Origin of the sequence: Thermomonospora catenispora (assembly GCF_006363815.1) — a bacterium.
Classification (GTDB): domain Bacteria; phylum Actinomycetota; class Actinomycetes; order Streptosporangiales; family Streptosporangiaceae; genus Thermomonospora; species Thermomonospora catenispora.
In genome coordinates, this window is sequence record NZ_RRYT01000058.1 from 1 (window position 1) to 11482 (window position 11482).

At 72.7% G+C, this 11482-nt stretch carries 9 protein-coding genes; 2 read left to right on the forward strand and 7 right to left on the reverse strand.

All coding sequences use genetic code 11. The features are described 5' to 3' along the window. Positions 1-16: 16 nt before the first annotated feature. Positions 17-1513: an arylsulfatase gene (locus EIO00_RS23305; protein ID WP_140182471.1), complete on the reverse strand. Its 1497-nt coding sequence runs from the start codon at positions 1511-1513 to the stop codon at positions 17-19. A gap of 216 nt (positions 1514-1729) precedes the next feature. Between EIO00_RS23305 and EIO00_RS23310 the strand changes: the two genes are divergently transcribed. Together EIO00_RS23310 and EIO00_RS23315 are read left to right on the forward strand one after the other, a co-directional pair. After that, entirely contained in the window at positions 1730-2710 is a 981-nt protein-coding gene (locus EIO00_RS23310; protein ID WP_140182473.1) for a hypothetical protein, read from the forward strand. Next, positions 2707-3903, forward strand: coding sequence for a DUF6716 putative glycosyltransferase (locus EIO00_RS23315; RefSeq protein WP_241661552.1), 1197 nt, complete (start codon positions 2707-2709; stop codon positions 3901-3903). The genes EIO00_RS23310 and EIO00_RS23315 overlap by 4 nt, the downstream gene beginning before the upstream one ends. A gap of 182 nt (positions 3904-4085) precedes the next feature. Here the strand turns inward: EIO00_RS23315 and EIO00_RS25740 are convergent, their stop codons facing one another. From EIO00_RS25740 to EIO00_RS23345, 6 genes are all read right to left on the reverse strand, one after another. Further along, positions 4086-4793 (reverse strand): GNAT family N-acetyltransferase, encoded by a 708-nt coding sequence (locus tag EIO00_RS25740; protein ID WP_175596318.1) that lies wholly within the window; start codon positions 4791-4793, stop codon positions 4086-4088. 1035 nt (positions 4794-5828) lie between these two features. Next, positions 5829-7226: an alpha-2,8-polysialyltransferase family protein gene (locus EIO00_RS23325; protein WP_140182477.1), complete on the reverse strand. Its 1398-nt coding sequence runs from the start codon at positions 7224-7226 to the stop codon at positions 5829-5831. Position 7227: 1 nt separating this feature from the next. Beyond that, positions 7228-8187 (reverse strand): glycosyltransferase family 2 protein, encoded by a 960-nt coding sequence (locus tag EIO00_RS23330; RefSeq protein WP_140182479.1) that lies wholly within the window; start codon positions 8185-8187, stop codon positions 7228-7230. Positions 8188-8300: 113 nt separating this feature from the next. Beyond that, positions 8301-9212 carry an N-acetylneuraminate synthase family protein gene (locus EIO00_RS23335; protein ID WP_140182481.1) on the reverse strand — a complete coding sequence of 304 codons (912 nt, stop codon included), beginning with the start codon at positions 9210-9212 and terminating at the stop codon, positions 8301-8303. Continuing rightward, positions 9209-10378 carry an acylneuraminate cytidylyltransferase gene (locus EIO00_RS23340; RefSeq protein ID WP_140182483.1) on the reverse strand — a complete coding sequence of 390 codons (1170 nt, stop codon included), beginning with the start codon at positions 10376-10378 and terminating at the stop codon, positions 9209-9211. The genes EIO00_RS23335 and EIO00_RS23340 overlap by 4 nt, the downstream gene beginning before the upstream one ends. Positions 10379-10493: 115 nt before the next feature. Beyond that, the coding region (locus tag EIO00_RS23345; RefSeq protein ID WP_140182485.1) for an acyltransferase family protein at positions 10494-11482 on the reverse strand (989 nt) is incomplete at its 5' end.

The following is an 11482-nucleotide window of genomic DNA, read 5'->3' on the forward strand; positions in this document are numbered from 1 at the left end:
CACTCGTCGTCCGTGTTCATTCGGGAGGGGTCCAGGCCTTGCGCAGATAGCCGATCCCGCGCTCGACGACCTCCGGGCGCGCGGGGGCGAGGTCGGTCGTCTCCGCCGGATCGGAGCGCAGGTCGTACAGCTCCAGCGACCAGGTGTCGTCCGGAGGGGAGTACCGCCGGCCCGGCGCGTAGCCGATGAGCTTCCAGTCGCCGAACCGGACGGCGGCGGCGGCCCGCCAGGTGCGGCCGCGTTCGGTCCGGGCCGCTCGCGGGGTGCGCCGGTCTCCGGTCGGCCGGGCCCAGTACAGGTACTCGTGCCGGGGCGGGTCGCCCCGGCCGGTCAGGGCGCCGCGCAGCGAGATCCCGTCGCCCTCGGCCGGTCCGAGGCCCGCCAGGTCGGTGAAGGTGGGGAACAGATCCCACATCGCCGCGGGGCGCGCGTTGACGGCGCCGCGGGTCCGGGTGAGATGTCCCGGCCCCCAGACGATCAACGGCACCCGTATCCCGCCCTCGTACAGGTTGCGCTTGTATCCGCGCAGCCCGCCGCGCGCCCCGAAGAAGTCCGGGTCGACGCCGTCCTCCTCGTGCGGCCCGTTGTCAGCGGTGAAGAACACCAGCGTGTCGTCGGTCAGGCCCAGCTCGGCGAGCTTGTCCACCAGCCGCCCCACATAGGAGTCCAGCAGGCCGATCTGGGCGGCGTGCCCTCGGTCCGGCGCCCGCCACGGTTTCCGGGGGTAGGGGTCGCCGGGCACCAGCGAGGGCGCGTGCGGCAGCGGCAGTGCCAGCACCAGCAGGAACGGCTCTTTCCGGTGCCGTTCCATGAATTGCAGGCCGCGCTGCACGATCACTTCCGGCGCGTACACGGTCCTGCCCCGGCGGCGATTGGCCGGAAACCGCACCGGAGTGCGATTTTCCCATAGTTTCAGTGGGAAATGGCTGTGCGCCTCTTTGTGCGACAGGTAGCCGAAGAACTCCTCGAACCCCTTGTCGTTGGGATGGGAGTCGGTATGGGGATCGGGACCGCCGAACCCCCACTTGCCGAACAATCCGGTCCGATATCCGGCCTTGTGCAGCGCCATGCCGAAGGTGACGTCCTGCGGCCGCAGCGGCGCGTCCGTCCCGCGGGGGTTGTCGCGCACCCGGGCGTGCCCGACGTGCCGGCCGGTCAGCAGCGTGCACCGGCTCGGCGCGCACACCGGCGCACCTGCATAAAAGCAGGTGAAACGCATCCCCTCCGCCGCCAGCCGGTCCAGTCGCGGCGTGCGCATCCGGCGCTGGCCGTAGGAGCCCAGCTCTCCATGGCCGAGGTCGTCGGCGACCACGAGGACGACGTTGGGGCGGCGCCTGCGGGCGCCCGCCGGGGCGGGGAGGGGACGCGGTCGGGACGCCCCCTCGCCGCGGACCGCCAGCGCCGCCGCGGCCCCCGCGGCGGCCGCTCCCGCCGCCGTCGCCGCGACCCCTCGCAGAAAACGGCGACGCGAGGGCGGGGGGACTGCGGAAGGCCGCTGCCGCGCGCCGTTCATGGCGTGCGGCAGCCGCCGGAACGGCTGTCGGGGTCGGGAGTGGGGGAATTGCTCATGGCGGGACACAGCGTACCCGGAGTGCCCTCTTTTCTGTATCCAAAAACAGATAAATCCCTGTCTGGTGGGCTCCTGTTTGCGGAGTGTTCAGGTATTCGTCGTTTTCGGTGGAGACAGGGTGGTTAGTCTCGGCTCGGTCGATGAAATGAGTCAAACCACATGTCGTCATCGGTGATCTGGGCGGAATCGCCCCTGCAGCTGCTGTCGGCCGTGGAGGCGCACCGGGCGGGCCTGTTCGGGCCGGACGCCGAGGTGTGGCTGCGGTCCGATGTGCCGTCCTTGGAGCCCACCGCGGCGGAGATCGAACGCCTCGGCCTCCCGCCCGGCCTGCGGGTGGCCGGCAGCGCGCCGCGCCCCGTCCGTCCTCCCGAAGACGGCGTCTGGGTGATCGGCGACGCCTTCTCCGGCGTGGTGCAGCGCGGGCTGCTCACCTTCCGCCGCCGCCGGATGGTGATCGTCGACGACGGGCTGGCCACCGTCCGCCTGCTGGAACTGCTCGTCGCCTCCCGGCCCAGGGCGCTGGTGCGGGCCCGCCTCCGCCCCGGCCCCGCCCGCCGCGCGCTCGGTACGGTCGCTTGGGCCCGGCTGCGCTCCGCGGCCTCCGCCGGGCGGCTGACCGTCTGCACCGCCCTGCCGATCTCCGCCGGGCTGCGCGACGCGGTGCGGGGAGTGGGGGCGGCGGTGCACCTGCACGACTTCCCCTGGCTGCGCAGCCGCCCGACCGCCGAGGCCCCGCCGCAGCGGCTGGTGGTGCTGGGCAGTTCGCTGGTGCGCAACGGCCTGGTGCACCGCGACCGCTATCTGGCGTGGGTGCGGTCGCTGGCCGCCGCCGAGCCGCTGCAGTACCGGCCGCATCGCCGCGAATCCGCCGACGTGCTGGACGAGCTGCGCGCCGACCCGCGGATCTCGGTGACGGAGACCGGGGTGCCGGTGGAGATCTCGCTGCGCGGACTGACCGCCGAGCACCGGGTGGTCGGCCTGCCCTCCACCGCGCTCACCTCGTTGCGGCTGGTGCTGCGCTCCTCCGGAACTAGGATCGAGGGCGTGCCCGTGCCCTCGGACTGGTGGACGGACGCCGCCGACCCCGGCCTGCGCGACCACCTCGGCCTCTCCCTGAACGGCCCGGAGCTCGCCACGTGACGGCGCCGCGCGTGCTCGCGGTCGCCGACTCGGACTCCTATCTCAAATGGACCGCGGGTCTGCTCGACCAACTGCCCGCCGACTGGCCCCGCACCCTGACGCTGGTCCGGTCGCCCATCGTGCCGTCGGCCGAGCAGATCCGCTCCGCCCTGAGCGGCACCGCCGCCGCGACGCCGGAGGTGCTCACCGCCCGCGAGCTGGTCCGGCGGGTCCGCCGGGAACGCCCCGATGCGGTGGTGCTCGGCTGCACCGGTCCGGTGGTGAAGGTGCTGTCCCGGATGCTCCCCGCCGCCGGCCGGCGGCCGGTCCTGGTGTCGGGACTGCCGGGCATCTCCGTCCCCGCCACCGAGCGCGCCTGGCTGTTCCGCAGCGCGGTGGACCTGTTCGTCGTGCACAGCCGACGGGAGGTCGAGGAGTTCACCGCGATCGCCGCCCGGCTCGGACTGCCCGGCGCGGTGGGCCTCGCCCGGCTGCCGTTCCTGGACCCGGCCCCGCCGGCGCCGGTGCGCGACCGGGTCGTGTTCGCCACCCAGGCCAAGGTTCCGCCCGCCCCCGCCGACCGGGAACGGGTTCTGCTGGCGCTGGCGGAGCTGGCCGGGCGACGTCCCGACCTGCAGGTGGTGGTCAAGCTCCGGGCGCTGGCCGACGAGCAGCAGACCCACCGCGAGGAGCACCACTACCAGGAGCTGTGGCGGGCGTTGGCGGACGCGGGCCGGGTGCGCCGGGACGCGTTGCGCTTCGACGCCGGGCCGATGCGCGGGCATCTGGCGCACGCCGCGGGGTTCGTCACCGTCAGCTCCACCGCCGCGCTGGAGGCCATCGCCGCCGACGTGCCGCTGCTGGTGCTGTCAGACTTCGGCGTCAACGCCGAGATGATCAACCTGGTCTTCGACGGCAGCGGTTGCCTGGGCACCCTGGAGGACCTGGCCGCGGCCCGGTTCAAGACCCCCGACCCCCGGTGGTGCGCGGACAACTACTTCCACGACCCCGCCGACGTCACCTGGCTCGGGCTGCTGGAGGGGCTGCTGCGGACCGCCCGCCGCGGCGAGCTGCCGCGGCCGATCCACCTGCCGGCGTGGAGCGGCCGGCTGGGCGGCCCGCGGGCCAGGCTCCGGCTGGAGGTCGGCCCGACCGCGTTCCGCCGCCTGCAGCGCCTGCGCCGCGCCCTGCGCCGACGCCCCCCGGCGACCTAGGCGCGCCTGGTCCAGTGGTCCGTTCGGCGGCGCATCGCCCCGCGGGCCCCGATGCCGCCGGCCGCGCATCCCACAGCTCCGCGTCCCCGCCGGACGGGACGACGGATTCGCCGCGACGCGTCCCTCGTGCCCGAACACATCCGGCCCCGCCGGGGCCGCTCCGGGCGGGACCGCGGCGTCGTTCAGGCGGTCCTCCCGCGACGGTCGAGGAGGAGGGCGTCGGAGAAGGGAGGCTCGACGCGGAACTCCCCGACCTTCCGCCAGCCCGAGCGCAGGTACCACGCGTGGGCGGGCGAGCCGATGACGGCCGCGAGCGTGGCGTACGGCTCGGGACGACCCTTCGACAGCGTGCGCAGGAGCTCCCCGCCCAGGCCGCGGCGCCGCCACCGCCGAGCGACGACCAGCTCGATCACGGCGAACTTGGCGGCGTTCAGGACCTCGGCCGGCGGAGGCGAGGCGTTGGCCCACCAGCTTCCCGGGGCCATGGGGAGACCGAAGGCGAAGCCGACGAGGGCGCCCTCCCGGCGGGCGGCCAGCAGGGTGAAACCCGGCGAGGCCGTCTGCCGCCGGGTGCGGACCGGGAACCGGCCCCGGCTGAATGTGGGCGCGGCGTGGTAGGGGGTTCGGTGTACACCGGCACGTACAGGCCGGCGGTCACGGCGCGGTCGGCGGCGCGCCCGTCGCCGCTGTGGGTGAACACGAACGCCTGGGTGTGCCGCAGGGCGGTCTCCGGCCAGGCGTGCACCGAGAGACGGTCGTCGGCGGGCGCGGGAGGAAGCGTGCCGAACAGCCGCTCCATGACCGCCGAGGTCTCGCCGGCGGCGTCGCCGTCGCCCCGGATCGCCAGGGCCTGGTCGCGGGCCGCCATGGCCTCCAGGACGGCGGCGCAGGGGCGAGGTCCGGCGATGGCCATCGCCTCGTCGGCGCGTTTGAGGGCCGCTTCCAGGGGACGACGGGCGTACAGGACGCTCATCGCCTCATAGCCGCGGACCCAGACCCGCAGGTCTCGGTCGCCGGAGGCATCGGCGGCGTGACGGGCGGCCACCCACCAGTCGCGTGCCTGGCGTCGGCGGCCCGAAGCGGCGTTGGCCATGGCGATGAGCGCGGCGAGCTTGCCGCCGGGCGACCACAGACGACGGCGGATGGACTCCTCCTCGGTCCGGTGGAGGACGGCCTGAAGTGCGGCGAGGTCGGCGACCAGGTCGGGCAGAACGGCGCCTGGCGGGCGGCCTGGCCAGGTAGGCGCGTGCGTGCTCCCAGGCGACCTCCTCCCAGTCCTCGACGGTGTGATCGGCGGGCAGAGTCCGGGTGAACGCGGTCCGCAGCCCCTCCAAGGCCTGAGCATGCGGGGCGCCGCCGATGCCGAGGAGGCCGAGGGAGATGAGCAGATGACGACGGTCTTCGTTCATGGCGGTGGCCGGTGTGCTGCCGAACAGCCCTTCCAGGGGGATGCCGAACGCGATCGCGTATGCGGCGGCCCGTTCGCGCGGGAAGACCTTCCCGGTCTCCCGGCGGAGGACTTGTCGGGTCAGGTTCCGGACGTCGCCCTGTCGGAGCCCGCCGCGGCCAGCAGCCGGCGGGCCATCTCCGTTTTGCTCCACTTGCGCGCTTCACGTTCGGATTGAAGTCGTATGGCCCACTCCGGACGCTCTCGAGTCGTCCCCCGAGTCATGCGGCCGCTTTTCCCGACCCCTTCGCCGGGGCGCGTCGAGCCCGTCTCTCGTGCGCCATTGTCGGCTCTCCGCCGCCGAGGCGCAGGCGCTCCGCCGAGGGGATCTCCGAACGCGAGGCGCGAAGCCGGGCGACCGGGAGCGATGATCGGGAATGGCGTCGCCCGGCCTCGGAATGGCGGGCGAGCCGCTTTCACGAGAACGGAAAGTCCAGAAAGGGGAAATGAAGCGCTCGTCGGGCGTCTGCGCGCGGCCTCAGGAGCCGGAGTCTTTGCTCTTGAGCCTCTCGGCCTGCCGCAGCACGCTCACCGCGAGCTGCCGGCGGCGGCTGCTGCGCGGCAGGACGGCGTTCAGCACCCACGGATGCGACCGGGCGATCCCGCCCGGCAGTCCCAGCGCGGTCAGCCGGCGGCGCTTGAAATAGCGCCTGGCCCGCCCGCCGACATTGCGCTCCAGATACCGGATCGCCGCCTCCCGCAGCTCCGGCCGCGCCGAGGCCCGCATGCAGTAGGCGACGGCGGCCACCAGCGGCACCAGCTCCGACTCGATCCGGTCCGGGCCGATCCACGGGTCGGTCAGCGTGCCGTCCGGCCGCAGCTCCGGCAGAGTGGCCTCGATGATCGTGACCGGGATCCGGTTGCTGTTCTCATAGGGGGTCAACCGCTCCAGCAGCTCGGTCGCGCCGACCGTCGCCGCCGGGACGCCGTAGTAGCGCGACGCCGTCACCAGCGAGGTGGAGAAGCACCCCACGATCAGGCCCGGCCGGATCGCGGCGCACCAGGTCTCGGCCGGCACCGGTGCGTCGGTCACCACCAGCCGGGCGCCCAGCCGCTCGGCCTCGGCGGCCAGGGAGGCGCTCATCGTGGCGGGCGCGGCCGGATGCGGCTTGAACAGCACCGTGCGATGCCCGCGGGCCACCGCGCCGCGCAGCATCCTCAGGTGCAGCTCGTCCTCCTCCTGCGGGGTGAGGATGTCCAGCGCCGCCAGATACTGGCCGACGATCAGCGCCGCTTCGCCGCCGTCGGCAGGCGGGTCGGGGAACTGCTCGGCCAGGATCGGCGCCACCTCGGCGCGGACCTCCTCCAGCACCGCCCGGAAGTGCTCGTCCGGGATGATCTGCGCCGGGACGTCGTGCTCGCGCAGCAGCTGCGGCTCCAGGCCGGGCACCAGGTCCAGGTGCAGCTGCCGGACGATCTGCGTGCCGATGCCGTGGGGCAGGGCGTTGCGGGTGGGCCCGTAGCTCATCAGGCCGTCGGAGTAGACGGTGATCTCCGCGTCGAAGAAGATCTGCGCCAGCGCGCGCGACGGCGGCACCGCGATCGACTCCGCGATCAGCTCGACCGGCTCCTCGCCCAGCCCCCACCGGTCCCGCAGCCACCGCTCCAGCAGCGGCTGGTCCTCCTGACGGGGCTCCCAGCCGCTGGGGTGCAGCGGGGCGATCTCCTCGTTCCAGTAGCGGATCTCCTCCCAGCGCGGCGCCAGCGCGGCGAATCCGGGGGCGCGATGCACCGGGGTGGACATCTCCGGCAGCGACGCGGTGTTGCTGACCAGGAGGATCCGCCTGCGGTCCGGCGGGCCGAACCGCCCCGCGTCCATCGCGGCCGACACCGTGATCGCGCCGAACAGGGTCGAGACGAGGAAGATCTGTGTCATGTCAGATGCCGATGCCCAGGGTGGTCGCGAACAGGTCCAGCCGCTCCTTGCCGATCCCGGGGCGGACCGCGGCCAGCACGTCCGGGGGGAAGGAGCGCAGCCGTTCCCGGGCCCGGGAGCGCAGGACGTGCCGCAGCGCCGGAGAGAGCCGTTCCCGCTCGCTCAGGTGGTGGGCGATGATGGCGCAGTAGTTCTGCACCGCCTTGAGCATGAATCTGTCGCGGTCGGGGTCGTCGGCCAGCTCGTCGAGGACCTTGTCGAACGCCGCGAAGAAGTGCAGCTGACGACGGTCCCCGACCCGGCTGAGCGAGTTCGCCACCTGACGACGGTAGAACACCCCCGGCAGCGAGACCACCGCGTACGAGGAGGCCCGCCGGTGCAGCCGCCAGATCCACGGCCGGTCTTCGGCGGTCAGCAGCTCCTCGTCGAAGCGCAGCAGCCCCTCCTCCAGCAGCTCCCGGCGGTAGACGCCCGCCCATGCGTACGGGTAGTCCACCATCGTCTTGGTGTGCATCGGCAGGATGCCGTCGCGGGGGTCCAGCCTGACGCCGCGCCGGCCCATCGGGGCCCGGTGCACCTCGCGCCGCCGCCCGAAGACCTGGACGTGGTCGGTGCGGATGAAGTCGCAGCCGAGCTCTTCGATCGCCGCCACCGCCCGCTGCAGATGGCCCGGCGCCAGCCAATCGTCGCCGTCCAGGAAGGTGATGTACCGGCCGGAGGAGGCGGCCATGCCGCGATTGCGGGCGCCGCTCAGCCCGACCGCCTCGTCGTTGCGCAGCACCCGGAGGTTGGGCATCCGCTGCGCGTGCTCGGCCAGGATCTGCGGGGTGGCGTCCGCCGATCCGTCGTCGACCGCGATGAACTCGAAGTCCTCGCGATCGTTGTGGGTCAGGCTGAGCAGGAGGTCTCCCAGATAGGGGGCCACGTCCCGCATGGGGATGATGACCGACAGGGTGGTCACCGGGGCTCCGTTCCGCGTCGGCTGACTGTGGCGTGCGATCGGGTGAGGACGGCCGGGTCGCGGACGGTGCGGTCCTCCTCGCCCGCCCGCTGCACGATCGCCCCGAAGGGACGTCAGTCGGTCACCCGGCGCAGCCGGGCGCGCGGCTCCTCCTCGCCCGGGAAGACGCGCTTGACGCCGTCGCCGAGGGCCTCCTCGATGATACGGATGTCGCGGACGAGGTGCTCCAGACCGGTCGGCTCCAGAGAGGCGGCGTGGTCGGAGCCCCACATGGTGCGGTCCAAGGTGATGTGCCGCTCCACCATCACCGCTCCCATGGTCACCGCCGCCAGCGAGATCTGCAGGCCGCGCTCGTGGCCGGAGTAGCCGACCGGCACGCCGTAACGGTCGCGCAGCGTGTGGATGGTGCGCAGGTTGGCCTCCTCGGGAGGCATCGGGTAGGTCGAGGTGGCGTGCAGGATCACCAGCCTGTCGGTGCCGAGGATCTCCACCGCCTCGTCGATCTCCTCGAGGGTGGACATCCCGGTGGACAGGATGATCGGCTTGCCGGTGGCGGCCAGCGCCCGCAGCAGCTCCTTGTCGGTGACCGACGCCGACGCCACCTTGTGGGCGACCACGTCGAACTCCTCCAGGAACTCCACCGACGGGACGTCCCACGGGGAGGCGAACCAGTCGATGCCGCGGTCGGCGGCGTACTTGGCGATCTGCTCGTACTCGTCCCGGCCGAATTCCACCCGGCGCTTGTACTCCAGGTAGGTCATCTCGCCCCATGGCGTCCGCCGCGGCCTGCCCTGCTGCTCGGGCGGAACGCAGATCTCCGGAGTGCGCTTTTGGAACTTCACCGCCTGGCAGCCGGCGTCCGCGGCGATGTTGATCAGGCGCCGGGCGATGTCGACGTCCCCGTTGTGGTTGATGCCGATCTCGCCGATCACATAGACCGGCCTGCCCGGGCCCACCTCGTGGTCGCCGATGCGCACCGGCTTGATCTCCGTCGCCCGGGCGATGTCGCTCACAGGGCCGCTCATATGCCCCCGTCCTCGGTCTTTCGATCTCCGCGGGCCGCCAGGACCCGTTCACACAACTCACGGACCGCCCCCTCGCCGCCGGGACGGGTGAGCGTCACCCGCGCCGCCGCCAGCACGCTCCGATGGGCGTCGGGGACGGCGATCGGCCACCCGACCAGGGCCAGGCAACCCAGATCGTTGACGTCGTTGCCGACGTAGGCGACCCGGGCCGGGTCCAGCCCCTCGTCGGCCAGCCACTTGCGCAGCGCGGTGGCCTTGTCGGCCTGTCCCTGCAGCACGGGCACGCCGAGCTTGCGGGCGCGCGCCGCCACCACCGGGTTGATCTCGGAGGAGAGGATCAGCATCCGCACGCCGGCCTCGCGCAGCCGCGCCACCCCCATGCCGTCGCCGCGGCTCACCGCGACCGTCTCACGGCCGTCCTGGTCGACGTACACGCGGTCGTCGGTGTGCACGCCGTCGAAGTCGGTGACCACCGCGTCCACGTCCAGCGGCTCGGGCCGGTCGGCGATCAGCGCGATCGCCCGGGCCAGCTCCAGATCGGCCGGTTCGTCCACCTCCACCGCGTGCGCGGTCGGCACCGGCTGCACGTCGATGCGGCCGAAGAAACGGTGCCGGTGCTCGCGCAGCCCCGAGGTGCGCATCACATAGAACGCCCCGGTCTCCCGGTAGTGCGGGGCCCGGTCCTGGCGGCGCGGCCGGCGGGCGGGGTCGTGACCCACCCCGGTGACGCCGCCCGTCCCGGTCGCGCGCCACTGGAACTCATGGGTCCGCAGACCGGAGAACACCGAGTCGGCCTCGCCGTCCAGCACCCGCCGCACCGCCGCGTCCAGATCGGCCGGGTCGATGAACGGGCTGGTGCACTGCACCATCACCGTCACCTCCGGATCGTGCTCGAGCCGGTCGAGGGCGTGCAGCAGCGCCGACTCCGAGGAGGCGGTGTCGCCGCTGAGGGCGTCGGGGCGCATGACCGCCTCGGCCCCGGCGGCGCGGGCGACCGCGGCGATCTCCTCGTCGTCGGTGCTGACCACGACCGCGTCGACGCAGGGCGCGGCGAGGGCGGATGAGACCGCCCGCGCGACCAGCGGACGACCGCCGACGAGGGCGAGGTTCTTGCGGGGAACGCCCTGGGAACCGCCCCGGGCGGGAATGACGCAGAAAACGCGCAAGGTGAAAACCCGATCTTTATCGGCGGAAATTGCGAATGAGTGCGACGGAAACCCACCATAGGTGGGCGAGTGCCCCGATCGGTGGCGGAATGGTTAACTCAGCAAGACGGGCGGCCTAAGATTTGGTCCGCTCGGCGAAGAGCCAGTCCACCTTGGGCTCCACCAGCCAGCGGGTGGCGCGCACCACCGGACGGGTGCACAGGACGACGGCCACGAGCACGGCGGCGGCGCCCACGGCGACCGCCCCGGCGACGGTGTGCAGCCGCTCGATCTCGTAGAAATCGACCGTGCGCAGCATCTGCACGATGAATCCGTGGAAGAGATAGGCGTACAGGGTCGCCGCCCCCAGCCCGGTGAACCAGGTGCGCCGGGCCGGCACCACCGCCAGGAACGCGAACACCAGCACGGTCGCCGCCGCCAGCATCGTCGTCCGTACCACGGTGCCGGTGACGTTGCTCATGCCCAGGGCGTGGTGCGGGTCGTTCCAGAAGATCAGGTCGGTGGACCAGCCGCGGGCCACCGTGAGCGCCCCGAGGAACGCCGCCGCCAGGATCAGCGCGCCCGCCGCCCGCGCCGCGGGCCGCTTGAGCGGCTCGAAGTGCTCCGGCCGCAGCATCAGCCCCAGCACATAGAACGGCAGCAGCCCCAGCAGGCGCGGCAGCGTCAGATCGCGGGGCAGATCGGTCATGAACGCCAGCAGGCACACGCCCACCGCGACCCCCAGCGGCCAGCGGAGACGCTGCCACAGCGGGGTGGACAGCCGCCACAGCGCCAGCGCCAGCAGGAACCACATCAGATACGAGGAGCGCTGCAGGCTGATCTCCAGCGGCTTGCCGCCCGAGACCGCCCAGAAGTACAGCGAGTACAGCGTCTCGAAGATCGCGTAGGGGATGAGGAGCTGGACGACCAGCTTGCGGGTGCGGTCCGCGGAGCGGGTGAAGCCGCGGGACAGATATCCGGTGATCACGATGAACACCGGCATGTGGAACAGGTAGACGAACACATAGGCGGCGCGCACCGCGGGGACGTCGCGCAGCGACTCCACCGCATGGAACACCACCACCAGCACGATCGCCAGGAACTTGGCGTTGTCGAAGTAGGGGT

Bases quoted from the DNA above. Each gene is read 5' to 3' on its own strand.
- EIO00_RS23325 (WP_140182477.1), bottom strand. From the start codon at position 7,226: ATGACACAGATCTTCCTCGTCTCGACCCTGTTCGGCGCGATCACGGTG.
- EIO00_RS23310 (WP_140182473.1), top strand. From the start codon at position 1,730: ATGTCGTCATCGGTGATCTGGGCGGAATCGCCCCTGCAGCTGCTGTCG.
- EIO00_RS23305 (WP_140182471.1), bottom strand. From the start codon at position 1,513: ATGAACGGCGCGCGGCAGCGGCCTTCCGCAGTCCCCCCGCCCTCGCGT.
- EIO00_RS23335 (WP_140182481.1), bottom strand. From the start codon at position 9,212: ATGAGCGGCCCTGTGAGCGACATCGCCCGGGCGACGGAGATCAAGCCG.